Annotated in this window: 28 protein-coding genes and 1 rRNA gene; 14 read left to right on the forward strand and 15 right to left on the reverse strand. The window is 73.3% G+C overall.

The window, feature by feature from the left end; all coding sequences use genetic code 11:
- Positions 1–226 precede the first annotated feature (226 nt).
- The 3 genes from ACFVUY_RS31825 to ACFVUY_RS31835 all read left to right on the forward strand — a co-directional run bounded on the left by ACFVUY_RS31825 (position 227) and on the right by ACFVUY_RS31835 (position 2,634).
- On the forward strand, positions 227–967 hold the full coding sequence (locus ACFVUY_RS31825; protein ID WP_387692690.1) for a GPP34 family phosphoprotein: 741 nt from the start codon (positions 227–229) through the stop codon (positions 965–967).
- A gap of 591 nt (positions 968–1,558) precedes the next feature.
- The gene (locus ACFVUY_RS31830) at positions 1,559–2,422 is read left to right on the forward strand and encodes a helix-turn-helix domain-containing protein (protein ID WP_387692692.1); all 864 of its coding nucleotides are present in this window, start codon (positions 1,559–1,561) and stop codon (positions 2,420–2,422) included.
- Complete coding sequence (locus tag ACFVUY_RS31835) at positions 2,419–2,634, forward strand: DUF397 domain-containing protein (protein WP_359899826.1); 216 nt, start codon at positions 2,419–2,421, stop codon at positions 2,632–2,634. Before ACFVUY_RS31830 ends, ACFVUY_RS31835 begins: the two co-directional genes overlap by 4 nt.
- A gap of 180 nt (positions 2,635–2,814) precedes the next feature.
- On the opposite strand, the gene ACFVUY_RS31840 is transcribed toward ACFVUY_RS31835, so the two are convergent.
- Together ACFVUY_RS31840 and ACFVUY_RS31845 are read right to left on the reverse strand one after the other, a co-directional pair.
- Complete coding sequence (locus ACFVUY_RS31840; protein ID WP_387735732.1) at positions 2,815–3,930, reverse strand: ADP-ribosylglycohydrolase family protein; 1,116 nt, start codon at positions 3,928–3,930, stop codon at positions 2,815–2,817.
- 161 nt (positions 3,931–4,091) lie between these two features.
- Positions 4,092–6,680 (reverse strand): bifunctional FO biosynthesis protein CofGH, encoded by a 2,589-nt coding sequence (locus tag ACFVUY_RS31845; protein WP_387735734.1) that lies wholly within the window; start codon positions 6,678–6,680, stop codon positions 4,092–4,094.
- A gap of 182 nt (positions 6,681–6,862) precedes the next feature.
- On the opposite strand from ACFVUY_RS31845, the gene ACFVUY_RS31850 reads away from it, so the two are divergent.
- The 3 genes from ACFVUY_RS31850 to ACFVUY_RS31860 are packed head-to-tail and all read left to right on the forward strand — an operon-like array spanning position 6,863 to position 10,091.
- Entirely contained in the window at positions 6,863–8,113 is a 1,251-nt protein-coding gene (locus ACFVUY_RS31850; RefSeq protein ID WP_387735736.1) for an outer membrane lipoprotein carrier protein LolA, read from the forward strand.
- 60 nt (positions 8,114–8,173) lie between these two features.
- A complete protein-coding gene (locus tag ACFVUY_RS31855; protein ID WP_387692701.1) occupies positions 8,174–9,211 on the forward strand; it encodes an ABC transporter ATP-binding protein in 1,038 nt (345 codons plus the stop codon).
- Positions 9,198–10,091 (forward strand): ABC transporter permease, encoded by an 894-nt coding sequence (locus ACFVUY_RS31860; protein WP_387692703.1) that lies wholly within the window; start codon positions 9,198–9,200, stop codon positions 10,089–10,091. The genes ACFVUY_RS31855 and ACFVUY_RS31860 overlap by 14 nt, the downstream gene beginning before the upstream one ends.
- Here the strand turns inward: ACFVUY_RS31860 and rarD are convergent.
- Positions 10,081–11,049, reverse strand: coding sequence for an EamA family transporter RarD (rarD, locus tag ACFVUY_RS31865; protein ID WP_387692705.1), 969 nt, complete (start codon positions 11,047–11,049; stop codon positions 10,081–10,083). The two genes, ACFVUY_RS31860 and rarD, sit on opposite strands and share 11 nt — an antisense overlap.
- 194 nt (positions 11,050–11,243) lie before the next feature.
- Positions 11,244–12,092, reverse strand: coding sequence for an SDR family oxidoreductase (locus ACFVUY_RS31870; RefSeq protein WP_387735739.1), 849 nt, complete (start codon positions 12,090–12,092; stop codon positions 11,244–11,246).
- 101 nt (positions 12,093–12,193) lie between these two features.
- On the opposite strand from ACFVUY_RS31870, the gene ACFVUY_RS31875 reads away from it, so the two are divergent.
- Complete coding sequence (locus ACFVUY_RS31875; protein ID WP_359899842.1) at positions 12,194–12,595, forward strand: helix-turn-helix domain-containing protein; 402 nt, start codon at positions 12,194–12,196, stop codon at positions 12,593–12,595.
- Here the strand turns inward: ACFVUY_RS31875 and ACFVUY_RS31880 are convergent.
- Positions 12,579–13,346: a TetR/AcrR family transcriptional regulator gene (locus tag ACFVUY_RS31880; RefSeq protein ID WP_387735740.1), complete on the reverse strand. Its 768-nt coding sequence runs from the start codon at positions 13,344–13,346 to the stop codon at positions 12,579–12,581. The genes ACFVUY_RS31875 and ACFVUY_RS31880 overlap by 17 nt on opposite strands.
- 60 nt (positions 13,347–13,406) lie before the next feature.
- On the opposite strand from ACFVUY_RS31880, the gene ACFVUY_RS31885 reads away from it, so the two are divergent.
- On the forward strand, positions 13,407–13,700 hold the full coding sequence (locus ACFVUY_RS31885) for a DUF6011 domain-containing protein (protein WP_387735742.1): 294 nt from the start codon (positions 13,407–13,409) through the stop codon (positions 13,698–13,700).
- Positions 13,701–13,757: 57 nt separating this feature from the next.
- Here the strand turns inward: ACFVUY_RS31885 and ACFVUY_RS31890 are convergent, their stop codons facing one another.
- Entirely contained in the window at positions 13,758–15,749 is a 1,992-nt protein-coding gene (locus ACFVUY_RS31890; RefSeq protein ID WP_387735744.1) for a tetratricopeptide repeat protein, read from the reverse strand.
- A gap of 236 nt (positions 15,750–15,985) precedes the next feature.
- Between ACFVUY_RS31890 and ACFVUY_RS31895 the strand changes: the two genes are divergently transcribed.
- On the forward strand, positions 15,986–16,702 hold the full coding sequence (locus ACFVUY_RS31895) for a chitinase (protein WP_387692714.1): 717 nt from the start codon (positions 15,986–15,988) through the stop codon (positions 16,700–16,702).
- A gap of 146 nt (positions 16,703–16,848) precedes the next feature.
- Here the strand turns inward: ACFVUY_RS31895 and ACFVUY_RS31900 are convergent, their stop codons facing one another.
- Positions 16,849–17,835, reverse strand: a complete 987-nt coding sequence (locus tag ACFVUY_RS31900) for an SDR family NAD(P)-dependent oxidoreductase (RefSeq protein WP_387735747.1) — start codon at positions 17,833–17,835, stop codon at positions 16,849–16,851.
- A gap of 70 nt (positions 17,836–17,905) precedes the next feature.
- On the opposite strand from ACFVUY_RS31900, the gene ACFVUY_RS31905 reads away from it, so the two are divergent.
- Complete coding sequence (locus tag ACFVUY_RS31905; RefSeq protein ID WP_387735749.1) at positions 17,906–18,352, forward strand: MerR family transcriptional regulator; 447 nt, start codon at positions 17,906–17,908, stop codon at positions 18,350–18,352.
- On the opposite strand, the gene ACFVUY_RS31910 is transcribed toward ACFVUY_RS31905, so the two are convergent.
- Positions 18,322–19,191: a hypothetical protein gene (locus ACFVUY_RS31910; RefSeq protein ID WP_387692720.1), complete on the reverse strand. Its 870-nt coding sequence runs from the start codon at positions 19,189–19,191 to the stop codon at positions 18,322–18,324. The genes ACFVUY_RS31905 and ACFVUY_RS31910 overlap by 31 nt on opposite strands.
- A 51-nt stretch (positions 19,192–19,242) precedes the next feature.
- On the opposite strand from ACFVUY_RS31910, the gene ACFVUY_RS31915 reads away from it, so the two are divergent.
- Both ACFVUY_RS31915 and ACFVUY_RS31920 read left to right on the forward strand, forming a co-directional pair.
- Positions 19,243–20,589 (forward strand): tetratricopeptide repeat protein, encoded by a 1,347-nt coding sequence (locus ACFVUY_RS31915; RefSeq protein WP_387735751.1) that lies wholly within the window; start codon positions 19,243–19,245, stop codon positions 20,587–20,589.
- Between the two features lie 118 nt (positions 20,590–20,707).
- A complete protein-coding gene (locus ACFVUY_RS31920) occupies positions 20,708–21,379 on the forward strand; it encodes a DsbA family oxidoreductase (RefSeq protein ID WP_387735753.1) in 672 nt (223 codons plus the stop codon).
- Between the two features lie 41 nt (positions 21,380–21,420).
- Here the strand turns inward: ACFVUY_RS31920 and ACFVUY_RS31925 are convergent, their stop codons facing one another.
- The 6 genes from ACFVUY_RS31925 to ACFVUY_RS31950 form a co-directional block, all read right to left on the reverse strand.
- A complete protein-coding gene (locus ACFVUY_RS31925; protein WP_387735756.1) occupies positions 21,421–21,675 on the reverse strand; it encodes a hypothetical protein in 255 nt (84 codons plus the stop codon).
- Positions 21,676–21,725: 50 nt separating this feature from the next.
- Positions 21,726–22,079, reverse strand: coding sequence for an antibiotic biosynthesis monooxygenase family protein (locus ACFVUY_RS31930; protein ID WP_387692728.1), 354 nt, complete (start codon positions 22,077–22,079; stop codon positions 21,726–21,728).
- A gap of 138 nt (positions 22,080–22,217) precedes the next feature.
- Positions 22,218–23,174: a GNAT family N-acetyltransferase gene (locus ACFVUY_RS31935; protein WP_387735758.1), complete on the reverse strand. Its 957-nt coding sequence runs from the start codon at positions 23,172–23,174 to the stop codon at positions 22,218–22,220.
- Positions 23,175–23,209: 35 nt separating this feature from the next.
- Positions 23,210–23,530 (reverse strand): hypothetical protein, encoded by a 321-nt coding sequence (locus ACFVUY_RS31940; protein WP_387735760.1) that lies wholly within the window; start codon positions 23,528–23,530, stop codon positions 23,210–23,212.
- Positions 23,531–23,574: 44 nt separating this feature from the next.
- Positions 23,575–23,826, reverse strand: a complete 252-nt coding sequence (locus ACFVUY_RS31945) for a hypothetical protein (RefSeq protein ID WP_387692734.1) — start codon at positions 23,824–23,826, stop codon at positions 23,575–23,577.
- The gene (locus tag ACFVUY_RS31950; RefSeq protein WP_387735762.1) at positions 23,823–24,188 is read right to left on the reverse strand and encodes an ATP-binding protein; all 366 of its coding nucleotides are present in this window, start codon (positions 24,186–24,188) and stop codon (positions 23,823–23,825) included. The genes ACFVUY_RS31945 and ACFVUY_RS31950 overlap by 4 nt, the downstream gene beginning before the upstream one ends.
- Positions 24,189–24,370: 182 nt before the next feature.
- Between ACFVUY_RS31950 and ACFVUY_RS31955 the strand changes: the two genes are divergently transcribed.
- Entirely contained in the window at positions 24,371–25,255 is an 885-nt protein-coding gene (locus ACFVUY_RS31955; protein ID WP_387735764.1) for a helix-turn-helix domain-containing protein, read from the forward strand.
- Positions 25,256–25,262: 7 nt separating this feature from the next.
- Entirely contained in the window at positions 25,263–25,466 is a 204-nt protein-coding gene (locus tag ACFVUY_RS31960; RefSeq protein ID WP_387735767.1) for a DUF397 domain-containing protein, read from the forward strand.
- Between the two features lie 133 nt (positions 25,467–25,599).
- On the opposite strand, the gene rrf is transcribed toward ACFVUY_RS31960, so the two are convergent.
- Positions 25,600–25,686: ribosomal RNA gene (gene rrf / locus ACFVUY_RS31965) — 5S ribosomal RNA — on the reverse strand; the annotation flags it as partial.

Genomic DNA, 25,686 nt, shown 5'->3' on the forward strand with positions numbered 1-25,686 from the left:
GTACCTGTACAGTCTCCGCCACCGGCGGCCGTTCCGGCCGCACACACCCCGCCCGACCGGCGCTTATTGTCGCCACCCGGTCGCGCCGCGGCCTGTTCACCGATCAGACGCAGGGCCCGCCGCCGCCGGTTCCGCACCTTCACCGCAAGGTCACGATTCGGAGGCGTACTCGACAAGCCCGTGTGAGAGGCGTCACCCTGTCTCTCATCCACGCGGGGAGGCTTGGATGGGCAAGAGCCGCAGAACTGTTCCCGAGGAACTCTTGCTGCTCGCTTTGGACCCGACCACGGGTACCACGGCGCAGCCGCAGACCCTCGACCTCGGACTCGCCGGGGCGCAGCTCGTCGAGCTGTCCCTGGCCGGACGGATCGTACCGGAGGGAGACCGGATCGCCGTCGTGCTCGCACGACCGACCGGCGACCCGACCCTTGACCACGCACTGGAACTGTTGCGCCGACGCGGCAGTCCGGTTCGCGCGGCGCACTGGATCGGCGGGCCCCGGTTGGGGCTGCGGCAGACCTATCTGGCGCACCTGGAGCGCTGCGGCATGGTCACGGCCGTGCCGGGCCAGGTGTGCGGGGTGCTGCCGACGACCCGGTACCAGGCGTCCGACGACTGCACCAACGCCGCGATCAAGCAGCGGCTGGACACCGCGATCCGCACCGGTGTTCCGCCGGATCCGCGGACGGCCGCGCTCGCCGCGCTCGCCCACTCGGTCGGGCTGGGCAAGCACCTGTACCCGGGCAACGAGGGCCGCTCCTCGCGGTCGCGGTTGCGCGACCTGATCCGGTACGACCCGCTGGGCGGGATGGTCGCGCACGCCGTGATGGATGTGCAGAACGGCCTTCCGGCGCAGCAGAACCGTTCTTCCCAGGGTCCCGGGGCCGCTGCCGGCCGCCCCGGCGCCCGTACGGCGGGCCGGGGTTCGGGCGGGCGGGTCCCCGCCTCCCGGGTCGGCGTCCGCTGACCCGGGAGGGCACCAGAACCCGGGAAGGCACCAGAACCGGGGAGGGCACGAGGGCCGGGGAGTCCTGGAGGGCTTCGCCGGTCGCAGCGGTCCGCACGGCCCGGCGGGCAGCCATCACGGCGCCCGACACCACCGGCCGCGCACCCGGCGGCGCACGCCGTCCCCCTCGCACCGCCCGAAGGCGCTGAGCGCCCCGACGCACCACCGGTGCCACCGGCACCACCGGCACCACCAACAGCACCGAGGGGCGGTCGCCCCGCGACGCGAGTCGCCCGGCGACCGCCCCTTCGCCGTCCCCGGACGCCCGGCAACCGCCCGCCCCCGCACCTGCCGGGGCAGGTGCGGGCCGGTCCGGGGGCGGCCTCCGCAGTACCTGTCCGAGTCGTCCGAGCCGCATTACCACCTGGGGGCTTTCGCTGTCTCGCGGAAGTGCTTTTCCGATGATCTGTGCTACCGCGCTGCTGTGATTCCCCGGCGCCGACCTGGCCCAAGGTGACATGCTGCTCCAAGTCAGGGGGGTTGGTCCCAATGTCCGAAGTGTTCCGAGGGCTGCCGCTCCAACGAGCACCAGAGGTCCGGCCGGAGGTCGAAGTGTCCGCCAACGTCAATCCCACCGTGCGCCGCCGGCGCCTCGGTTCGGAGCTGCGCAAGCTCCGCGAGGGCCTGGGCATGACGGCCGAGGAGGTCGCCGGCCGGCTGATGGTCTCCCAGTCGAAGATCAGCCGGCTGGAGAACGGCCGCCGCAGCATCAGCCAGCGCGATGTGCGCGACCTCTGCGACGTCTACAACGTGCCCGACGACCAGCTGCGCACCAGCCTGATGGAGATGGCCAAGGAGTCGCGCCAGCGCGGATGGTGGCACGACTTCAACGACATGCCGACCCCGTACAGCGTCTACATCGGACTGGAGGCCGAGGCCTCCTCGATCCGCGCGTACGAGTCCTCCTTCGTCCCCGGCCTGCTGCAGACCGAGCACTACGCCCAGGCCGTGGTCGAGGGCACCCAGCCGGACACCGACGCGGTCGCCGTGCAGCGCCGGGTGCAGGTCCGGATGAAGCGCCAGGAGCGCATCCACGGCGAGAACCAGCTGGGCAGCCTGTGGACCGTCATAGACGAGGCGGTGCTGCGCCGCGAGGTCGGCAGCAAGGCCGTGATGGCCCAGCAGTTGCAGCAGATGCTGGAGCTCAGCCAGCGCGCGAACATCACCATCCAGGTGATCCCGTTCTCGCACGGCGCCCATCCCGGCATGACCGGGACATTCTCGCTGCTGGAGTTCCCGGAGTCAGCCGATTCCACAGTTGTCTACTTCGAAGGTGTGACGAGCGATCTCTACCTGGAGAAGGAGGCGGACGTGCGCCGCTATACCGGTCTGTACGACTACCTGAGAGCGGCCGCACTCGGTGTCTCGGAGAGCCGGTCGCTGATAGCCGACATCGAGAAGGAATTCCACGAATGATCACCCCGTCCGAGTACGGAACCCGTTGGCGCAAGAGCAGTCACAGCGGGGGCCAAGGCGCCTGCGTGGAGATCGCCGTCCCAGGCGCGGGGGAGGTGGCCGTCCGGGACTCCAAGGACCCCCGGGGGCCCCAGCTGCGCTTCTCGGCCGATGCCTGGAACGCCTTCGCCTCGGCGGTGGGGGACGGCGCCTTCGGCGGCCTCCCGGACTGACCCTCCCCGCCCGGTTCCGCACTCGGACCAGTTGCCCGTAGCGGTGGCCGTCGCCCCTCGGCGGCGGCCGGCGCTACGGGCAACTCCCGTTCCTGGCTGCTTCCGTTCCGCCAGGCCCCGTTCCGCACGGCTCCCGGTCCTCCCGGGTCCGCCGGCTTCCGTTCCGGGAGCCCGGGTCGGTCAGCCCGTCACCGGGTAGCGGGTGGCCCAGTTGGCGCCCTCCGGGGTCCGCCGGTCGTGCAGTTCGGTGCCGTGCACCAGCTCCAGCACGAAGTCGTCGGCGAGTTCGAGGATCGCCCCGCGCCCTTCCAGTCCGGCCAGCAGGCCCGGCGGCAGCGCGGTGTCTCCGTGCAGCGCCCCGAGCAGGTTGCCGCAGATCGCGCCGGTGGAGTCGCTGTCCCCGGAGTGGTTGACCGCGAGCAGCAGGCCCGAGCGCACGTCGTGCGCGACCAGGGCGCAGTAGACGCCGATCGCCAGCGCCTCCTCGGCCACCCAGCCCTCCCCCAGCGCCTCGACCCGGTCGGCGGACGGCTCACCGGCCCGCACCGCGTCCAGGGCGGCCCGCAGCGCGGCGGTGGTCTCCTCGTGCGCCGGCCGCTCGGAGAGCAGGGCGAGCGCCAGGTGGACGCCCTCCTCCAGGGTGCCGCCGCGGGCGACGGACTGGACGATCACCGCGAACGCGCCCGCCGCGAGGTATCCGGTGGGGTGGCCGTGGGTGAGCACCGAGCACTCCACCGCGAGTTGGAACACCAGGCCCGGCTCCCAGGTGGTGAGCAGTCCGAAGGGCGCCGCCCGCACCACCGTGCCGCAGGCCTTGGAGTGCGGGTTCTTGGGGGCCTCCAGGGTGCCGAGCCGCTCGGCGTCGGCCCCGCCGAGGCCCGACAGGCAGCCCTGTCCGGGGGCGCGCTGGGCGTAGAGCCACTCCTCGCGGCCGAGCCAGCCGAGGTCGGGGCGGCGCTCGTCCGGGCCCCAGTCGCGCTGGGTGGCGGCCCAGCGCAGGTAGGCCAGGTGGAGGTCGGTGGGCGGGTGCCAGCTGCCGGTGTCGCGCCGGATGTGGGCGCGGATCAGCCCGTCGACGGTGAAGAGGCTGAGCTGGGTGTCGTCGGTGACGGCGCCGGTGCGCCCGTACGCGGGGACGTAGCCGGTGACGCCCTGCGGGCCGTGCTGGGCCCGGATCTTCTCCAGCGACTCGAACTCGACGCCGGCGCCGAGCGCGTCCCCGACGGCACCGCCGAGCAGACAGCCCCGCACCCGGCTGCGGTAGTCCTGCTGCTGGGCGCGTGACCACAGTGGCATCACGACGGGGCGCCTTTCCTCGGGTGTGGGGTCCGCGCGTCGCTCGGCCCGGAGCGCGCCCTGGCACTGTATTCGAAGAGCCGATCGAATCGGCTCCTCCCCAAGGGTTCGGTGCCCCCGTCCCGGCCGCCGTGCGGGCGGCGGCCGGGACGGCAGGGGTGTCAGTCCAGCACCGGCAGCAGCTCCGGCAGGTGCCCGTCCGAGGCCAGCGCCGCGGCCCGCCGCTCGGCCGGCACCTCGCCGTAGGTGGTGGTGCGCTGGCGGTGCGGGCGGCCCGCGGCCTCGGCGATCGCCTGGAGGTCGCGCACCGACTTGTAGCTGCCGTACGCCGAGCCGGCCATCCGCGAGATGGTCTCCTCCATCAGCGTGCCGCCGAGGTCGTTGGCGCCCGAGCGGAGCATCTCGGCCGCGCCCTCGGCGCCCAGCTTGACCCAGCTGGTCTGGATGTTGGGGATGTGCGGGTGCAGCAGCAGCCGGGCCATCGCGACCACCGCGCGGTTGTCCCGGGCGCTCGGGCCGGGCCGGGCGATGCCGGCCAGGTAGACGGGCGCGTTGGTGTGGATGAACGGCAGGGTCACGAACTCGGTGAAGCCGCCCGTCCGTTGCTGGATCCCGGCGAGCAGCCGCAGGTGGCCGAGCCAGTGCTTCGGGGTGTCCACGTGCCCGTACATCATCGTGGACGAGGAGCGCAGTCCCAGTTCGTGCGCGGTGGTGACCACCTCGACCCAGGTGGCGGCCGGCAGTTTGCCCTTGGTGAGCACCCAGCGGACCTCGTCGTCCAGGATCTCGGCGGCGGTGCCGGGGATGCTGTCCAGGCCCGACTCCTTGGCCCGCTGCAGCCAGTCCCGGATCGACAGCCCGGTGCGGGTCGCGCCGTTGACGACCTCCATGGGCGAGAAGGCGTGCACGTGGATGCCGGGCACCCGCTCCTTCACCGCGCGGGCGATGTCGAAGTAGGCGGTGCCGGGCAGGTCCGGGTGGATGCCGCCCTGCATGCAGACCTCGGTGGCGCCCACCTCCCAGGCCTGCGCGGCCCGGTCGGCGACCTGCTCCAGGGAGAGGGTGTAGGCGTCCGCGTCGGTGCGGCGCTGGGCGAAGGCGCAGAAGCGGCAGCCGGTGTAGCAGACGTTGGTGAAGTTGATGTTCCGGGTGACGCAGTAGGTGACGTCCTCCCCGACCGTGTCGCGGCGGACGTCGTCGGCGATCCGGCAGAGCGCGTCCAGGGCCGGGCCGTCCGCGTGGAACAGGGCCAGCGCCTGGTCGTCGGTCAGTCCGGTCGGGTCGTCGGCGGCCACCGCGAGGGCCTCCCGCAGGTCTCCGGCGAGGCGCTCGGGCGCGCCCTTCGCGAGCACCTGCTCGCGCAGCACCTCCCAGTCGCCGTACACGTCCTCGAAGTCGGCCCGGCGGTCGCCGGTGCGGCCCTCGGTGTCGATGGTGGCGTGCAGGTCGGTGCGGCCGTACGACTCCGGCAGGTCCTCGGGCTCCTGCCAGGGCAGGCCGCGGACCACCGCGTCCGGGTCGGCCAGGCCGGTGGCCGGGTCGGCCAGGGCGCGGACGTGCGGCAGCACCCGCGGGTCGAGCCAGGGTTCGCCGCGGCGCACGTACTCGGGGTAGACGGCGAGGCGCTCGCGCAGTTCGAAGCCGGCCGCCGCCGAGCGCTCGGCCAGCCGCTCGATCTGCGGCCAGGGGCGCTCGGGGTTGACGTGGTCCGGGGTGAGCGGGGAGACCCCGCCCCAGTCGTCGATGCCGGCCGCGATCAGCCGCTCGTACTCGCCGTCCACCAGGTTGGGCGGGGCCTGGAGGCAGGCGGCCGGGCCCATCAGGTGCCGGGCGACCGCCACCGTGGCCACCAGCTCGTCCAGTTCGGCGTCCGGCATGCCGCGCATCGCGGTGTCCGGCTTGGCCCGGAAGTTCTGCAGGATCAGTTCCTGGACGCCGTGGTAGGCGCGGGAGACCTTGCGCAGCGCGAACAGCGATTCGGCGCGCTCCTGGTACGTCTCGCCGATGCCGATCAGCAGGCCGCTGGTGAACGGGACGGAGCTGCGCCCGGCGTCCTCCAGCACCCGCAGCCGGACGGCCGGCTCCTTGTCCGGGGAACCGTGGTGCGGGCCGCCGGGCTCGCTCCACAGCCGGGTGGCGGTGGTCTCCAGCATCATGCCCATGGAGGCGGAGACGGGCTTGAGCCGCTGGAAGTCGGTCCAGCTCAGCACCCCGGGGTTGAGGTGCGGCAGCAGGCCGGTCTCCTCCAGGATGCGGATCGACATGGCGCGCACATAGGCGATGGTGTCGTCGTAGCCGTGCGCGTCCAGCCACTCGCGGGCCTCCGGCCAGCGGTCCTCGGGCTTGTCGCCGAGCGTGATCAGGGCTTCCTTGCAGCCGAGTTCGGCGCCCCGGCGGGCCACGTCCAGCACCTCGTCCGGGGACATGTACATCCCGTGGCCCTCCCGGCGCAGCCGGCCGGGGACGGTGACGAAGGTGCAGTAGTGGCACTTGTCGCGGCAGAGCCGGGTGAGCGGGATGAAGACGCTCTTGGAGTAGGTGATGACGCCGGGACGGCCGGCGGCTTCGAGGCCCGCGTCCCGGACCCTGGCGGCACTCGTACAGAGGTCCAGCAGGTTCTCGCCTCTGGCCTGGAGCAGCACGGCGGCCTCGGTCGTGTCGAGGGCGACGCCGTCCCGGGCGCGGCGCAGGGCTCGGCGCATCGCGTTCTCGGTCGGCGGGGTGCTGGCGTCCATGGCGGTTCCGTCCATGGCGCGACCCTACGCCAGGCGGTGGTACCGCGGGTGGACCCAACCCTGAGGCCGTCTCAGGGTCGGCGTACCCAAGAAGGTCAACCCGATCTGGACCCACAGGGCGATGACGGCGGCGCCGCGGCGGCCTCTAATGGACGAGCAAGGCCAATCACACGTGTTCGCGGAGGAGTTGAGACGCCATGACCAACGAGAAGGCGGCGGGGGACGATCTGGACGGCGGTGCGCCGTACCGCTCCCGGCGACGCGTCCTGATGCGCGCCGGGGTGCCGGTGGCGGTGGTCGCGGTGATCGCCGCAGGGGTGGGGCTGGTCCCGGCGCTGGCGGCCGACGGCGCGCCCGACCTGCCGACGCTGACGTCGGAGCAGCTGGTCGCCAAGGTGCTCGGGTCGGAGGCCCAGACGCTGTCCGGGACGGTGTCGATCAGCACCGACCTCGGGGTGCCCGGCCAGCTGCTCGGCGCGGCCGGCGGCCTCGGCGGGGCGGTCGGCGGGCACGGCGGTAACGGCGGGGGCTCCGCCGCGGACCCGCAGTCCAAGCTGCTCGGCCTGCTCGGCGGGGACCAGACGCTGCGGGTCGCGGTGGACGGCCCGGACCGCCAGCGGGTGGACGTGCTGGAGAACATGGCCGGCTACACCCTGGTCCGCAACGGCGACCAGGCCTGGGCCTGGGACAGCTCGTCCAACTCCGCGGTGCACATGACCGGGCGGGCGGCCGCCGCCGAGCGGCACGGCAAGGCGCCGCTGTCCGAGCTGCCGACCACCCCGCAGGATGCCGCCAGGCAGTTCCTGACCGGGAGCGCCGGCACCACCTCGGTGACCGTCGCCGGGACGGCCAAGGTGGCCGGGCAGAACGCCTACGAGTTGAGCGTGAAGCCCACCCAGTCCGGTTCGACCCTGGCCGAGGTCCGGATCGCGGTGGCCGCCGACAACGGGGTGCCGCTGGCGGTGGCGGTGAAGTCCGTCGATGGCAGCACCGTGCTGAACGTCCGCTTCACCCAGGTGTCCTTCGCCAAGCCGGCCGACAAGACCTTCGACTTCTCCGCCCCCAAGGGCGCCAAGGTGACGGAGCAGAAGGCCGGGGACGTGGCCGAGGGCGCGCCGGGCGACGCCCGGGAGCACCGCGGCACCGGGGCGCCCGAGGGCGTCGACGTGATCGGCGAGGGCTGGACGACGGTCGTCTCCACCCGGCTGCCCGACGCGGCGGACGGGGCGCCGAAGGCCGACGCCAAGGGCGGCAAGCACGGCGGCCGCGGGAACGGGGCGACGCAGTCGCTGAACCCGCAGGCGATGGTGAAGTCGCTCGGCAAGCCGGTCGCCGGCGGCACCCTGGTGAGCACCAAGGTGCTCAACGTCCTGCTCACCGACGACGGCCGGGTCCTGGCCGGCGCGGTGACCCTGCCGGTGCTCCAGCACGCCGCCGGGGTGAACTGACGGATGACCAAGGCTCCCGTAACGGGGGACGTTACGGAGTCGGCCGGGGGTACGGGCGCGGTGCCGCGTCCGGCCCCCGCGCCCGTCCCATCCGCTTCCCCCGCCTCCTCTCCCGCCTCCGCCGCCTCCCCGGCCGCTCCGGCCTCGCGTGAGGCCGCCGACGACGTCATCCGGACCCGCGGCCTGACCAAGCGCTTCCGCGGCGGCCAGCTCGCCGTGGACGGCCTGGACCTGGCCGTGCCGCGCGGCTCCGTCTTCGGCTTCCTGGGCCCCAACGGCTCCGGCAAGACCACCACCATCCGGATGCTGATGGGCCTGATCGCCCCCACCTCGGGCGCGGCCAGCGTCCTCGGCGAGCCGATGCCGCAGTCCGTCGCCACCGTGCTGCCCCGGGTGGGCGCGCTGATCGAGGGCCCGGCCCTGTACGGCTTCCTCTCCGGCCGGGACAACCTGGCGCGCTTCGACGCCGCCGACCCGACCGCCGACCCGCGCACCCGCCGGCAGCGGGTCGAGACGGCGCTGGAGCGGGTCGGCCTGAGCGCCGCGGCGGGCAAGAAGGCCCGCGCGTACTCGCTGGGCATGAAGCAGCGCCTGGGCCTGGCCTCCGCGCTGCTGCAGCCGCGCGAACTGCTGGTGCTGGACGAGCCGACCAACGGGCTGGACCCGCAGGGCATGCGGGAGATCCGGACGCTGGTCCGGGAGGTCGCGGCGGAGGGCACCACGGTGTTCCTCTCCTCGCACCTGCTGGACGAGATCGAGCAGGTCTGCACCCACGCCGCGGTGATGTCCCGGGGCCGGCTGGTGGTGCAGGGCACCGTCGCCGAGCTGGCCGCCCGGGCGCAGGGCCGGCTGGTGGTCCGCACCCCGGACGTGGCACGCGCCGCGGAGGTGCTGGCGGCCCACCGGGTCACCGCCCTGGTGCCGGGCGAGGACCGGGTGGACGGCGAGCCGGGCGTCCTGGACGAGGAGGCGCTGCCCAGGCTGTGCGCGGCGCTGGTCGAGGCGGGGGTGCGGGTGCACGGCTTCGGGCTGGAGCGGGGCACGTTGGAGGACGCCTTCGTGGCGCTGACCGGGGAGGGCTTCGATGTCGCGGGCTGAGGCGCTGTCGCGGGCCGGGGTGCCGCCGATCGGCACCGGCCGCCGGCCGCAGACGGCGGCCGGGTTCCTGGCGCTGTTCCGCAGCGAGCTGCACCTGACCTTCCGCCGGATGCGCACCAAGGTGCTGCTGGGCATCCTGGCGGCACTGCCGATCCTGATCGGGGTGGTGGTCAAGCTCAACACGGACAGTCCGCACGAGGGCGGCGGCGGTCCGAGCTTCATCGCGCAGACCACGCAGAACGGGCTCTTCCTGGTCTTCACCGCGCTCGCGGTGGCGCTGCCGGTCTTCCTGCCGATGACCGTCGGCGTGGTCGCCGGGGACTCGGTGGCGGGCGAGGCGGCCGCCGGGACGCTGCGCTACCTGCTGGTCGCCCCGGCCGGGCGGACCAGGCTGCTGGCCGCCAAGTTCACCGCCGGGCTGGTGTTCTGCGCGGCCGCCACGGCGGCGGTCGCGGTGACGGCGCTGGCCGCGGGCGCCGCGCTCTTCCCGCTCGGCCGGGTCACGCTGCTCTCCGGGGACACCATCGGCCTCGGCGACGCGCTGCTGCGCGCGCTGCTGGTGGCCCTGGTGGTCGCGGCCTCGCTGGCCGGGCTGGTGGCGATCGGGCTGTTCGTCTCCACCCTCACCGGCAGCGGCATCGCGGCGATGGCCGCCACCGTCGGGCTGGTGATCACCGTCCAGATCCTGGACGTCTTCCCGCAGCTGCACGCCGTCAGCCCGTTCCTGTTCTCCCACTACTGGCTGAGCTTCGCGGACCTGCTGCGGGCGCCGATGTACTGGGACGGCGTGCTGAAGGACCTCGGTCTCCAGGCCGCCTACGTCGCCGTGTTCGGCTCGGCGGCCTGGTCCCGCTTCACCAGCCGGGACATCAGCGTGTGACGGCCGCCTCGGCGGGTGCGGGCTGCGGCCGTGCCGCGGCCCGCACCGCGCGGTCGGCCCGCACCTGGCGCAGCGCGTCCCAGGTCAGCAGCGCGAGCGCGGCCCAGACCAGGCCGAAGCCGGCCCAGCGGGCGGGCGGCATGGACTCGTGGAACACCGCGACGCCGATCAGGAACTGGAACACCGGCGCCAGGTACTGCAGCAGCCCGAGCACGGTGAGCGGCACCCGGACGGCGGCCGCGCCGAAGAGCAGCAGCGGGATCGCGGTGATCACCCCGCTGAGCATCAGCAGCCCGGAGTGCCCCCAGCCGTACGAGCCGGCCACCGTGTGCCCGAAGGTGCCGCGCCCGCTGACTTCCAGGTAGACCAGGTAGCCGAGGGCGAACGGGAACATGAAGGCGCTCTCGGCGGCCAGGCTCTCCAGCCCGCTCAGCCCGACCTGCTTCTTCAGCAGGCCGTAGGTCGCGAAGGAGAGCGCCAGGGTGAGCGCGATCCAGGGCAGCTGCCCGTACGCGACGGCCAGCACCGCGACGGCGGCGGCGCCGATGCCCACCGCCGTCCACTGCGCGGTGCGCAGCCGCTCCTTGAGCACCAGGACGCCGAAGCCGATGGTGACCAGGGGGTTGATGAAGTAGCCGAGGCTGGTCTCGACCACGTGCCCGGCGTTGACGGCCCAGATGTAGACGCCCCAGTTGACCGAGATCACGGCGGCCGCGCCGGCCAGCATGGCGAGCCGGCGGGGCTGGCGCAGCAGCGGGCGTATCCAGCCCCAGTGCCGCTGGGCGATCAGCAGCAGGACGACCGCGACCAGGGACCAGACCATCCGGTTGGCCAGGATGTCGTCGGCGGCACCCGGTTCCAGCAGCGGCCAGAACAGCGGGAAGAGCCCCCAGATGCCGTAGGCGGCGACGCCGGACCAGAGGCCCCGGCCGTAGTCCTGCTGGTCTGTTCCCGCCATGGCCGAGTGCCTTCCCGCGCGCGTGTGTCGAGGCGACGGTAGCGGGCGGGAGGGCGGGCTGTCATCTCCGTTTCCGGATTTTGGTCATGACATTGCTCGCGGGCCGGACGGCTCCGCCGCTCCGGGGCCCGGAGCGGCGGCGCGGCGGAGCGGGAGTCCGGAGTGGCGGCGCGGGAGTCCGGGCCCGCGGTGCCTCAGGAGTTCAGGGCCGCGCGGACGGACTCGGCCAGCGGGACGGTCGGACGGCCGATCAGCCGGGCCAGGTCGCCCGGGGTGCCGGCCAGCTCGCCGCGCGCGATGCCCGCGTCCACGTCCACCAGGGCCTCGGCGAAGCCCTGCGGCAGGCCCGCGCCGACCAGCGCGTCCAGGTGCTCGGCCGGGGTGACGTCCCGGTGCTCGACCGGCCTGCCGGAGGCCTTCGCCAGCTCGGCGGCCAGCTCGGGCAGGCTCCAGGCGGCGTCGCCGCTCAGCTCGTACACCTCGCCCCGGTGCCCCTCGCCGACCAGGACGGCGACCGCCGCGGCCGCGTAGTCCGCGCGCGGGGCGGTGGCGACCCGGCCCTGCCCGGCACTGCCGAGCACCACGCCGCGCGCCACCGTGCCGGCCACGTCGCCCAGGTAGTTCTCGGTGTACCAGCCGTTGCGCAGGAAGGCGTGCGGCAGGCCGGAGGCGAGGATCAGCTCCTCGGTCGCCTTGTGCTCGTCGGCCAGCCGGAAGGTGGCCGCACCCGGGATGCTGGTGTAGGCGAGCAGCGCGACCCCGGCGGCCTTGGCGGCCTCCACCACGGCCCGGTGCTGCGGGATCCGGCGGCCGACCTCGCTGCCCGAGATCAGCAGCACCCGGTCGCCCCCGGCGAACGCGCCGGCCAGGGTCTCCGGCTTGTCGTAGTCGACCACCCGGACGGTCACGCCGCGGGCGGCCAGGTCGGCGGCCTTCTCGGCGGAGCGGACGGCGACGGCCACCTCGCTCGCGGGGACCTGGGCCAGCAGGCCCTCGACGACGAGACGGCCGAGCTGGCCGGTGGCACCGGTGACGACGTACATGGTGTGCTCCTCAGGGGTTGCTGCGGGGTTCTGGCCTCGAAACTCACCCTAGGGGTGGCACTAACCTTTCGAAAGTACGCACTTCAAAGTAGGGTACTGACATGAAGGTAAGCGAGCTGAAGGCCGGCGGGCTGCCCCCCGCCGACGTCTTCGACCGGATGTGCCCGTCCCGGGGCGTGCTGGAGCACGTCACCAGCCGCTGGGGCGTGCTGGTGCTGGGCGCGCTGAACGAGCGCGGCTACCGGTTCAGCGAACTGCGCCGCAAGGTCACCGGGGTCAGCGAGAAGATGCTCGCCCAGACCCTCCAGACGCTGGAGCGGGACGGCTTCGTGCTGCGCGAGGCGCACCCGGTGATCCCGCCGCGGGTCGACTACAGCCTCACCCCGCTGGGGCGGGAGGCGGCGGAACTGGTCGCGGCGCTGGCGCACTGGTCGGAGCGGCGGGTGCCGGAGGTCGAGACGGCCCGCCAGGAGTACGACGGGCGGGCTACCGCCCCGCGATGAGGGCGTCGAGCCCGTCCAGGACCCGGGCCAGACCGAAGGCGTAGGCGTGGTCCGGGCTGTACGCGCCGCCGTGCGCCTCGCCGGCCGCGGCACCCACCCGGGCGGCGACCGGGTAGCGCTCGGGGTCGAAGACCCGGGCGAGCAGCCCGGCGTTGGCCGCCCACCACTGCGCGTCGGTCATCGCGCTGTCCTGCCGGGCGGCGCGCTCGTCGGCGGCCATCCGGGCGCAGGTCTGGACGAAGCCGAGCAGGTGGGTCAGCGCGGCGTCCAGGTCGACGTCGGAGAGCCCGGTGCCCTCGAAGGCACGCAGCTCGTACTCGTACTTGGCCATCAGGCCGGGCCCCAGCGGCGGACGGCTGGTGGAGACGGCGGCGACCCACGGGTGGGCGCGGTGCAGCGCCCGGTTGTCGTCCGCGACGGCGGTGACCCGGGAGCGCCAGCCCTCGTCGGCGGGGGTGCTGCGGGGCATCGTGGCGTAGACGGTGTCCAGCATCAGGTCGAGCAGCTCGGCCTTGCCGGGCACATAGGTGTAGAGCGCCATCGGGGAGAGCCCCAGCTCCTGGGCGACCCGGCGCATGGTGACGGCGTCCGCTCCTTCGGCGTCGGCGAGGGCGATCGCGGTGGTGGCGATCTCACCGGTCGAGCGCGCCTGCCGGGGCCCGCGCCGGCCGGGCTTCTCCTCGGCGGTGAGCCCCCAGAGCAGGGCGAGGGTGCGTGCCGGGTCTCCTGCGCTGCTGCGGTCGCTCGCCATGGGGCCATCGTTTCACGCACCGGCAGGGGCCTTGACGGCGTGGGCGGCTACCGTCTCAGCATGACCAGCCCGACCAACCCTCCCGGTCCGCCCGGCCTGCCCGGCGTGCCCGGCGCGTCCGGCGTGCCCGGCTCGACCGGTCCGACCGGTCCGACCGGCGCGTCCGGCCCCGAGCCGCTGCCCGGGACGGACACCGCGCAGACCCTCCGCCCGCGGGTGACCTGCCGCCGCTGCCACCGGCCGCTGCACGACCCCGAGTCGCGGATGCTGCGGCTGGGACCGGAGTGCCGGGACCCGGCGGAGCGGGTCGCGCGGTTCGACGTCGACCAGGAACCGCTGCCGGGGATGGGTTAGGGCCGCCCCGGCCCCGGCCCCAGACCTGGCCTCAGACCCGGCCTCGGACCTGGCGCCTCAGCCCCGGCCGAAGAGGCGGCGCAGGCGGCCGGGGCGGGGCTCCGCCTGGGCGGCCCGCTCGGCCTCCGACCGCTCCGCCGCCTCCGGTTGCCCCGCGGGCCCCGAGTGCCGCGCCGTCCCCGAGTGCTCCGTCGCCTCGGCCTGGTCCGCCGCCTCCGGTGCGGCCTCCGCCCCCGCGTCGGCGGCGTCCTCCTGCTCCATCAGGTGCCGGGCGAGCGCGCGGTCCTCGTCGGACGTCCAGGGCGCGGCGAGCACCAGCGCGGACAGCGAGCGGAGGATCGTCACCGCCCGGGTGCGGCGGGCCCGGGCGCCGTGGTGCAGCCGCTGCTGGAGCAGGGCGGCGACGTCGGCCCGGGTCTGCGGCTGGGTCCAGCCGATCGCGACCAGCGCGAAGCCGGCCGCCTCGACCACCCAGTCCTCCGGCCCGAGCAGCAGGTCGCGCAGCACCCGGCGGCGCTCGGAGCCGGCCCAGGGCTGGTCGGTGCGGTGGTGGGCGATGCCGAGGCAGGCGAAGACCTGGACGGCCCGCACCCAGAGTTCGGGCTGGTGGGCGAGCAGGGCGCGGCCGAGTTCGTCCTCGCGCGGCACGGGCGGGTGGACCAGGACGCCGAGCAGGTCGTCCAGCGGCAGTCCGGCCAGCCGGACGGCGTGGTCGTAGGCGGCGGGGACGGTCGGCCAGAAGATCTCGGCGGTGGCGCGGACGAGTTCGGCGCTCCGCGGCGCGGGCGGGGCGACGGCCGGGCGCGGGTCGGTGCCGTCCCAGGCCCAGATTCGGGTGGTGGGTTCGGTCAGCGGCAGCCGGGGGTCGGGCTCGCCGACGGCCCGGTAGCCGACGGTGGAACGCGGCAGCGCGAGCCGGACGGCCAGCACCGAGCTGGGCGGCTCGACGGTGGAGGCCGTGCAGTCGATCTCGGTGTCGCGGCCGGTGTCGTGGGCGGCGAGCACCTGGTGCAGCACGTTGACGGTGGCCTCGGTGGCGCCGGAGACCAGGCCGAGCCAGGGCTCCCGGTGGCTCAGCCGTTCCAGCAGTTCCTGGGCGTACTCGTGCTCGGGGTGGGAGCGGTGGTGGTCGGCCAGGCCGAGCAGGTGCGCCGGGTCGCCGTCGAGGGCGTGGCGCAGCCCGTACCGGGCCGGGCCCGCCTTGGGGTGGTCGGGCTCGGCGGCGAGCACCCGGTCGAGCCAGGGCAGGCCTTCGGCGGGGCGCCCGAGGGCGCCGTACAGCTCGGCGACGTCGACGGCGAGGTAGCTGCTGGAGTCGTCGCGGTCCGGTGCGGCCCGGGCCAGCTCGGCCTCCCAGACGGCGAGCGCCCGTTCCGGCCGGCCGGCCGAGCGCAGGGCGTTGCCGAGCATCACTGCGGTCAGGTAGCCGGGGGCCAACCGGTGGGCCCGATCGGCGAGTTCGACGGCGCGGTCGGTGTCGCCGAGCCGGCGGGTCAGGCCGGAGGCCATCGCCAGCAGCGGCACGTGGTCCTCGTGCCGGGCCAGGACGGCCTGCACGAAGTCGTGGAACGGCCGTACGGCTCCGGCCGGTTCGGCCGGGAGCGGGTCGGGCAGCGCGCCGGTGGCGCGGGCCACCGCCTGGGCGACGGCGTCCGGGTCGACCAGGCCGGGCAGGTCCTCGCGGGCGAGCCAGGCGGCGTGCGCCCAGGGGCGGGCCGGCTCGTGCTGGACGGCGGAGGCGAGCAGGCCGACGGCGGTGTCCCAGTCCCCGGCGGCGGCCTCCACGTGGGCCCGGCAGGCCACCGTGCCGAGGTACACCTGGCCGTCCAGCGGGAACAGCTCGCGGGCCGCGGCCGGTCCGCCCGCCGCCGCGCACAACTCGGCCAGTGCCTCGTGCAGTTCGGGCAGCTGGGGGTCGGCGAGGATCGCGTCGCCGAGGTGGTCGGCGGCGTGGGCCAGGTCGCCGGAGTCGATCGCCAGCCGGGCGAGGGCGACCTCGCCCTCGGCGGCCAGGCGCTCGTCGCCCGTGTCGTCGGTGTGCCCGCTCATTCGCCCCTGCTCCCCGTTCCCCCGGTGGTGCCGTCCTGCTCGGAAGGAGGCTATCCGGTGCGGCCGACAGCCCGGTGGGCCCCCACCGGCGGGCGGCGTCCATCGACCGGACCGGATACGACCCGTACGAGTGGTTTAGACCTCCGATGGCCATATTTGATGCTTTCCGACCGCGAGGATGGCGGAGGCTCTTCGCACGCGAAGTGCCAATCCTGCCAACGGAATCGAGGAGATCGATGAAGCTCTCGCGCACCCTGTCCCTGGCGGCCTCCGCCGCCGTGCTGAGCACCCTCGCCGTCGCCGGCCAGACCGCCCCGGCCTCCGCCGCCGGATCCTTCGTGGTCTCCGAGGCCCAGTTCAACAAGATGTTCCCGAGCCGGAACTCCTTCTACAGCTACCAGGGCCTCACCGACGCCCTGGGCGCCTTCCCCAAGTTCACCACCACCGGCGACACCGCCACCCGCAAGCGCGAGGCGGCCGCCTTCCTCGCCAACGTCAGCCACGAGACCGGCGGCCTGCGGTACGTCGTCGAACAGAACACCGCCAACTACCCGCACTACTGCGACAGTTCGCAGCCGTACGGCTGTCCGGCCGGGCAGTCCGCGTACTACGGGCGCGGACCGCTCCAGCTGAGCTGGAACTTCAACTACAAGGCGGCCGGCGACGCCCTGCACATCGACCTGCTGCACGACCCGTACCAGGTCGAGAAGAACCCGGCGACGTCCTGGAAGACCGCCCTCTGGTTCTGGAACACCCAGAGCGGCGCCGGGCGGATGACCGCGCACGACGCCGTCGTCAACAACAAGGGCTTCGGCGAGACCATCCGCACCATCAACGGCGCGCTGGAGTGCGACGGCAAGAACCCGGACCAGCGCAACGCCCGGATCAACCTCTACAAGCAGTTCGTCGGCGTGCTGGGCACCGACGTAGGCGGCGGCAACATCTCCTGCTGACGGTTCGCCGGGGAGCGGGGGCCTGGGGCCCCGGAGCGGGACGTCGACGCGGAGTGGGAAGTCGGCCGGGCCGACTTCCCACTCCCCGGCCCCCGGTGAGCGGCGGTACTGCCGGATGTCCCTGCAGCGGCGCCCGGGCCGGCGGTTCAGCGCGGCACCGGGGTGGCGCCGGTCGCGGCCAGCGAGAGCTCCCAGAGGCGGGCCGCCCCGTCCGGGTCGAGGGCGTACGGGCGGACGCCGCCGTCGTCCATCGGGGTGTCCGGGCCGCTGACGCGGGCGACCTCGCAGTCCTCCAGGTAGAGCCCGCCGCGGCCGTCGAGCAGTGGGGAGGTGGCCGCCCACAGACCGGTGGCCGCGCCCTGGGAAGGGGACTTGAAGTCCGCGCCGATCACGTTTCCCCGGTCGTCCACCCAGCCGCGCTCGACCTGCTCCCGCCGGGTCATCTCCCGCTGGAGCCCGGTGATGATCTTCCCGGGGTGGAGCGCGAACGCCCGGACGCCGTCGCCCCGGCCGAGCGCGTCGAGGTGCACGGCGAACAGCGCGTTGGCGGTCTTGGACTGGCCGTACGCCAGCCACTTGTCGTAGCCGGTGCGGAAGTGCGGATCGTGCCGGCGGATGTCGGTCAGGGCGTGCCCGGCGGAGCTGTTGACGACGACGCGCGCGCCGTCCGGGGCGGCGGCCAGCAGCGGGTACAGCTCGCAGGCGAGGAGGAAGTGCCCCAGGTGGTTGGTGGCGAACTGCCCCTCCCAGCCCGGCCCGACGCACCGCTCGGGGGTGGCCATGACGCCGGCGACGGCCAGCAGCAGGTCGAGGCGGTCCGTGGCCTCGCGGATCAGCCCGGCGGCGGCACGGACGCTCACGGGGTCGGCGAGGTCCATCGGGACGACCCGGCCGCCGGTTCCGGAGAGTGCGGCACGGGCGGTGTCCGGGCGGCGGGCCGGGACGATCACGGTGGCCCCGGCGGCGGTCAGCGCCCGGGTGGTCTCAAGGCCGAGGCCGGAGTAGCCGCCGGTCACGACGGCGGTGCGGCCGGAGAGGTCGAGGCCCGCCAGGACGTCCTCGGCGGTGCTGGTGGCGGAGAAGGGCGAGCCGGTCGGCTGCTGGCCGACGACGGCCTTGCTGGTGGTGGTCATGGCGACGACGGTAGGAAGTGGAGCGCGGTCTAGATCAAGCCCCGCGAGCCCGCTCCTATGCTCTGACGCCATGACGGAACTCAGCATCGGCGAAGTGGCCGAGCGCACCGGGCTCAGCGTGCACGCCCTGCGCTTCTACGAGCGCGAGGGCCTGCTGGTCGGCCCGGTGCGGCGCACGGCGGGCGGGCGCCGGCGGTACGCCGTGCTCGACGTGCAGTGGCTGGAGATCTGCATCAGGCTGCGCGAGTCCGGCATGCCGCTCGCCGACCTCCGCCGCTTCGCCGACCTGGTGCGGCAGGGCCCGGGCAACGAGGCCGAACGGCTGCGGCTGCTCGACACCCACCGGCAGCGGGTCGACGAGCGGATCCGGGAGCTGGAGGAGTGCCGCTCGCTGATCGCCTGGAAGACCGCCGTCTACGCCGACCACCTGGAGCGCGGCGAGGCCGCCGGGCTCTGGGACCCGACGGCCTCGCCGGCGGCTCCCGGTCAGTCGTCCTCGCCCTCGTCGAGGTCGTAGGGCGGGATGGTCCAGCGCAGGACCGTGCCGCCCGCACTGTCGGCTTCGAGGGTGACCGGGAAGGCCTGGCCGCAGTCCCGCCCGCCGTGGTGCCGGACGGCGTGGTCGCCCGGGTCCCAGTCGATCCCGAGCACCTGGCAGCCGCCGACCTCGATCGCGCCCACGTGCAGCGGGTGGTGCAGGCCGGCCCGCCGGAAGCGGAGGTAGTCGACGTGCTTATCCACCATGGTGGCCACTCCCCTGCCGTGCAGGCCGCCCTGCCAGGTGCCGATCTCGGCCTCCCGCGCGACCGCCTCCGCGACCGGGAGGTCGAGCCACCCGTACGGCCCGTCCTCCCCGCCGTGCGGGGAGAGCCGCTCGCCGCCGAACCGCTCGTGCGCGTCCTTCCCGTACCGGCCCCAGAAGGAGAGGTCGGCGAGTCCGTCGGCCGGTTCGTGCTCCAGCCCCGTCCAGGCGTCCAGCCCCACGGCGTCGCCGACCGCCATGCCGCCCCGGTCGACCGGCAGGTCCCCGAGCAGCACCGGCACCGCCGGGTCCGCGCCCGCGGGCCAGGGCAGGCCGAGGGCGATCTCCAGCGTCGCGATCGTCGGCTCCTCGTCGAAGGCCGAAGGCTCCGTGGTGGCCCGCACCGCCAGCGGCCGGTCGGCGGCGGCCCGGACGGCGACCGCCTCGTACTCCCACTCCTGGAGGTGCCCGCCGCCCGCCTCCGCCGCGGCCGCGGCGCGCACCGACAGCGGCTCGCCCACCCTCGGCCACTCGTCGATCCAGCTGGCCATCGCCAGCACCACCACCCCGGAGGGCGCCGTGACAAATCCCAGGTCAACGAAGGTTTCGGACATCCGCCGATTATCTCCGGGCAGGACGTCGGCCTCGTCGCATAGCCTGGCCCGGTGAATCTCGACGATCTCGCTTGGCAGCGGCAGTTCGACGGCGGAATAGAGCCCGCCATGGCGGAATACCTGGCCCGCCAGGGGCAGTTGGAGCTGCTGATCGAGACCGCCCGGGACCGCGGTGAGTGGTTCTGCGCCGAGGTGGCGGTCAGCGAGCTGTGCGCGGTGGGGGAGTTCGAACGGGCCCTGACGGTCCTGGAGCCTTTCGTCGCGGTCGGCTGGCCGTTCGCCGTACGGGAGTCCGCCACGATCATGGTCCGGCAGGGCCGGATCGAGGAGGGGCTGGCGCTGGTGCGTCCGGACGCGGCCGGCCTGAAGTCGGCGCACGACTGCCGGTGGTTCGCCGAGGCACTGGTGGAGGCCGGGCGGGTGGATGAGGCCGTCGAGATGCTCACACCCCACCTCGGGGAGCCCTGGATCGTGGAGTCCCTGGTCCATCTGACCAGGGGGGAGCATCGTGACGCCCGTGTCCTGGAGCTGCTCGCCCCGTGCGCCGAGCGGGCCCTGGGCGGCACGGCGGACTGCCGGTGCTCCGCGGCCGGGGGTCGGCGCGAGTGCCGGCACCAGCCGGAGGCGGTGCTGGTGCTGTACAGCCGGGTCCTGGAGCGGATGGGCCGGGCGGACGAGGCGATCCGGCTGCTGGGCCCGGCCCTGCCCGTCGTCCCGCGCATCGCCTGGCGGTACGCGGAACTCCTCGCCGGCCAGGGCCGGTTCGAGCAGCTTCGCGAGCTGGCCGCCGGCGAGCACGCGGAAGACGCCCTGAACCGGTACGCGGACGCGCTGGAGGAGCAGGGGCGGGTCCGGGAGGCCGAAGCCGTCCTGCACGAGGCCCTCGAAGCGGACGGCCGGCACGCCCGTCGGCACCTCATGGCCTTCCTGGCCCGCCAGGGACGCCTCGACGAGGCCGTCGACGTCGGACGGCCCACGTACGAGCACGCCGAAGAGAACCTCCTCCACGAGGCGATCGAACTGCTGATCAAGGCGGGCCGCCCGGAGCGGGCGCTGGAGCTCGTCGACGGCCTCGGCACCGCGTACGTCGACGCGCATTCCGATGTCCTGCGCTACACCCGGCTGCGCCTGCTCGCGAAGGCCGGGCGCTGTGCCGAGGGCATCGCGGAGGCGCGGGCCCTGAGCGAGCGGGAGCCCGGCCAGTGGGACACCACGCTGGCCTGGCTGCTGGATCAGGACGGCCGGCCGGACGAGGCCCTCGACCTGCTCCGGTCGTCCACCGAGCACGGGGCCCACCGAGCGGTTGCCGAGACCCTGGCCAGGCAGGGCCGCTACGCCGAGGCCGTCGCCGCCGTCCCCACGGTGTCCGCCCAGCGCGAGGCCTGGGATCGGCGCTGAGACAGGAGGCCGCCGACCGACCTGGATATTTCAGTGAGAGAAATATCCAGGTGGACGGAGGCGTTCCGGCATGAGCAGGCGCGGGAGGTCCGCGCGAGGCTGGAAGGAGTGCGGCGCCGTGCGCGTGGAGATCTGGAGCGACATCAACTGCCCGTGGTGCTACGTCGGCAAGGCCCGGTTCGAGCAGGCGCTGGCGGCGTTCCCGCACCGCGAGGAGGTGGAGGTCGTCCACCGCTCCTTCGAGCTGGACCCGCGGGCGCCGCACGAGGCCCGTCCGGTGCTGCCGCTGCTCGCCGCCAAGTACGGGATGAGCCTGGAGCAGGCCGAGGCGGCGGAGGCCCGGATCGCGGAGAACGCGCACGCCGAGGGCCTGCCCTACCTGCGTGAGGGGCGCGACGCGGCGAACTCCTTCGACATGCACCGCCTGCTGCACTTCGCCGCGGAGCACGGCCGGCAGGGTCAGCTGCTCGACGCGCTGTACCGGGCGAACTTCGCCGAGGAGCGGTCGGCCTTCGAGGCGGGCCGGCTGGTCGAGCTGGCGGTCGACGCGGGGCTGGACGGCGAGGCGGCCGCGGCCGTCCTGGCCGACCCGGAGGCGTACGCGGAGGCGGTGCGCGAGGACGAGGCCACGGCGAGCGCCATGGGGGCGACGGGCGTGCCGTTCTTCGTCCTGGACCGGCGGCTGGGCGTCTCGGGCGCTCAGCCCGCGGAGACGTTCGGTCGAGCGCTGGAGCAGGCCTGGGAGAGCCGGGTCGCCCTGCCGCTGACGCCACTCGCGCCCAAGGACTGAGCAGCCGCGGAGCGGGAAGTCGGCCGGACCGGCTTCCCGCGCTAGCGGCCGAGGGAGTTGAGGAACTCCGGCCGCAGCCGCCAAGGGCTGCCGTCCTCCGTCTCGACGTAGTAGACGGGCCCGACGTGGCCGCCGTCGCGGTCGTCGGCCACGACGAAGCATTCGAGGACCACACCCCGGGTGCCCAGGATCTCCGTGCCCAGGTGGCCGAGCTCCGGGCGGGGCGGATCCGGGGTGGTCAGCTCCACCCGCTCACCGTGGGCGAACGTGGCTTCGTCGGGCCAGGGAGTCGTCATGGCTGCAGGTTACGCGCCCCTGCTCGGCGGCCGCCGCCGGACCGCGGCGGCTACTCCCGCACGAACCCGTAGCTCCGCTCTACCTTCGCCACGTGCAGCGTGTAGCGCTCGTACCACTCGGCCCGCCCGCGCTTCTGCGCCGCGCGGTGCTCGGCGTTGGTCCGCCACTCCGTGAGGGCCTCGACGTCGCGGAAGTACCCGACCGTGACGGACAGCCCGCCGGGAGTCTGCGCGTGGTCCATCCCCAGGTACCCCGGGATGTCCTTCACCAGCTCTTCCATGCGGTCGTTGGTCTCGCTGTAGCCGGTCCGCTCCTCAGTGGGCACCGCGGTGAAGACCACCGCGTAGTAGGGGGTTTCAAAGGCCTCGACGGGCACGACAGGCGCATTCGCATCATTGCTCACAGCGTCACCGTAGGACGGGACCCGCCCCGCGTACCAGCGTCTTTGCCCAACGGGATCCACAAGGGATCCAGCTCTTTGCCAAGCCGCCCGGGCTCCTCCCAAGAGCAACACCGGGGCGAACGCCGGCAGGTGCGGGTCCTAGTCGTAGAAGAACTGGCGGAGGTCCTCGACCGAGCCCGGGCCGAAGAGGAACGCCTCGAACCCGATGACCGCGCGGGGCGGTGGCGGCCCGTCGGCCGACAGCCTCCGCAGCCAGGCCTCGCCCTGCTCCCCCACCGCGTGGACGGCGGAGAGCAGTTCGGCCATCCCCGCCGGGCGGGGTGGGACCACTCCGGTGACGGGGACGAGGTCCCAGCCGCCCGCCCGGGCGGCGAGCCGCAGCACGCCCGCCCAGGTGGCGATCCGGCAGAGCCGGTTGCGCAGGGGCAGTTCGACGGACGGGTCCAGGTATCCGAGTCCGACGGTCGCGGCGGCGAGGTCGTCCATCACCTGCCGTTCGACGGCGGTGCGGGTCCAGAGACCCTCCTGGGCGTCCTCGATGGCGGCGTGCCACCACTCCCAGGCGCTGTCGAGACGCGCCGTAACCTCGTCCACCCGGCGGGGTAGCAGACCGGTCGGCGTCGGAGATCCGGACGTGCCGCTCTGCGATCGGTGGAGGTAGAACAGCTCCGGGTCGCCCTCGTCCAGGCCGTGGAGAAGGCCGGCCTGCCGCCACCCGGCCCGTTGCAGCAGGCGCCGCATCGGATGGTTGGAGACGTTGGTCGAGGTGAACAGCTTCGGGGTCTCGCAGGAGGCCGCCACGGCGTCCAGCAACCGACGGCCGACACCGGTGCCACGAGCGGACGGTCCGACCATCAGCATCGTGACGAAGCCCTGCTCGAAGAACGTGTACTCCACGACGCAGTAGCCGAGCGGGCCGGACGCGCCTTCCGCCACGAACACCGGGCTGATCGGGCCCTGTCGGCACCACCCGCGGATGCTCGCCGCCCGGTCCTCGTCGCCTTCGAGCGCGACCGAGTCGATACCGACCAGCGCGTCCGCGTCGGCTTCCCTGCCGCGCCGCACGACGAACTCGCCCAGGTCCACTGCGTCCATGGGGACATGCTGCCAGTTCGGGCCGATGCCACCGCCTACCGCGGGCCGGGGGCGGCGCCGGCGCGGGAATTCAAGCGGGTGGCCCGCCAGGGGGAGTTGCGGCCGGCGGCCTCGCGGTAGGCGACGCGCTGGACGGCGAAGAGCAGACGGTAGAGATTGAGGGCGGTGTCGGAGTCGTCGGCCGCGAACCCCAGGTGGTGGACGAAGTCTTCGAGCTTGGGCCAGTCGAAGTCGTCGGGGACGGGCGGGGCGACGGCGACGCCGAAGACCGTGTTGAAGGCTGCGGCCACGGCGTAGTTGGCGGCGGCGAGGGCGTTGGCGACGTCGGGGTCGGTGGCGGGGTCGGGGACGCACATGGGGGGCTCCTGTTCGTCGGGCTTTGCAAGGTTGCGCGCGGAGGTCACCGGCGATCGCGGTCGTGGCCGACGTCGAAGAGGAGCGTGAGGAGGTTGAAGAGGGTGGAGGCGGGGGCCGTGTTGAAGCGGACGAGGACCCGGCCGTCCAGGGTCCTGTCCGTGCCGGCCGACGGGAAGACCAGGCCGAACTCACGGCCGCGCTCCTGGAGTTCACCGAGGAGGCTGCGGACCTGGTCCTCGGTGTAGGCCCGGATGCGGGGGTCGGTGGGCTGCATGGGGTAGCGGCGGCGGGTCACGCGGAGGCCTCCAGTTCGAACCAGACGACCTTGCCCTGCTTGCGGGGCTCGGCGCCGAAGCGGTGGGTGAGGGCCTGGACGAGGAAGAGGCCCCGGCCGGAGAGGGAGAGCAGGTCATCGGGGAGGCGGGGCTCCGGGAGGACCGGGCTGTTGTCGGCGACCGAGACCCGGAGGCGGTGATCGGCGAGGGCCAGGACGACCACGGGTGCAAGGGTGCCCCCGTGCCGCCAGGCGTTGACGAAGACTTCATGGAGGGCGAGTTCGGCGTCGGAGATGACGGACGGTCGCCACCCCGCGGAGGTGAGCAGGTCGGAGAGCTCGGTACGAGCGCTGGACCAGTCGGGAGGGTTGCAGGCACGCATGAGAGACCCCAGGGGAGGAGGAGGGGAATCGACGAAGCAGACACTCCGTCATGTGATCGGTGCAACACTGAGAGTAGGGCGATAGGTGTTATGCGTGCAACCAGATCGCCGAGATACCTCGCCCACCTTGGCTAAGCTCACTCGTGTGGGTGGAGACTGGCCCGATACGGAAGGAATCCCCCTTGGCACTCAGGACCCAAATCAGCGAGCGACAGCGGCGGTTCGGCGCTGAGCTGAGGAGGTTGCGCGAGGCAGCGGGCCTGGCGGTCAAGGACGCCGGCGCCCTCATCGGCATCGCGGGCCCACAGCTCAGTCACATCGAGGCAGCGCGCACGGCGCTCGACCCTGAGCGGCTCTCGGTCTTGCTCGGTGGCTATGGGTGCACGGATGAGACCTACGTCGGTCTTCTGCACGATCTCGGCGCGAGCGACGGGAAGGGCTGGTGGACCAGCTTCAAGGGCCAAGTACCCGCTCTCGCACTCGACCTGGCAGAGTCCGAAGATCGGGCCGTCCGACTCGATAACTACGAGACACTCCACATCCCAGGCATCCTTCAACTGCCTGCCTACACCGAAGCGGTCTACGCCGACGGCACCGGCAAGTGGAACACTGCACGACAGATCGAGTTCCGCATGGCGCGACAGCGGATCCTGACCGACGAGAAGCAGCGGCAGTTCCGCTTCGTCATCCATGAGGCGGCACTGCGCATGCGGTTCGCGGGAGATGAGGTCATGCGAACCCAGCTGATCCATCTGATGGAGATCGCGGAGCTTCCAAACGTGGACCTCCAAGTCATGCCGTTCACTGCACCGAAGAGCGCGCCCTTCTCCGCCTCATTCATGCTCTGCGACCCCGGCTGCCCCGAACTCGCGACTGTCATTCTGGACGGCCCGAAGCGAGCGGAGCACATTGCTGAACAGACTGAGCTGACGGCCTACAGCCAGATGTTCCAACAGCTCAGTGCACATGCCCTACCGGCAGCGGACCGGGAGATGGCGTTGCGCGGACACCCCAACCGCGACTCGTGGGGGCTCCTGCATCATCTTCTCTATCTGCTTCAGTCATGAAAGGCCCATGATGTCCCACACCTTCTGGCAGAAGTCCTCATACAGCAACGCCGAAGGAGGCAATAACTGCCTTGAGCTGGCTGCTGGCACCGACGGCCTCTGCCATCTCCGCGAATCCGACGCCCCCGACATCATCGTCACCATGAGCACCGCCCAGCTCCGCGCCTTCCTCCTCGGCGCCCAGGCCGGCGAGTTCGACCACCTCGTCTGAACCCGGCCCCGCCCGCTCGCCGCTCCGGCGAGCGGGCGGTCCTCATTCCAGTGCCTGTTCCGAGGCATTCGACCGTCCCAGAAACGAGAAGAACCCCCATCCGGATCCCGGATGGGGGTTCTTCTGAATAATTGTTCGGCGGCGTCCTACTCTCCCACAGGGTCCCCCCTGCAGTACCATCGGCGCTGTAAGGCTTAGCTTCCGGGTTCGGAATGTAACC

This window comes from Kitasatospora sp. NPDC058063 (assembly GCF_042885395.1).
Taxonomy (GTDB): domain Bacteria; phylum Actinomycetota; class Actinomycetes; order Streptomycetales; family Streptomycetaceae; genus Kitasatospora; species Kitasatospora lactacystinica.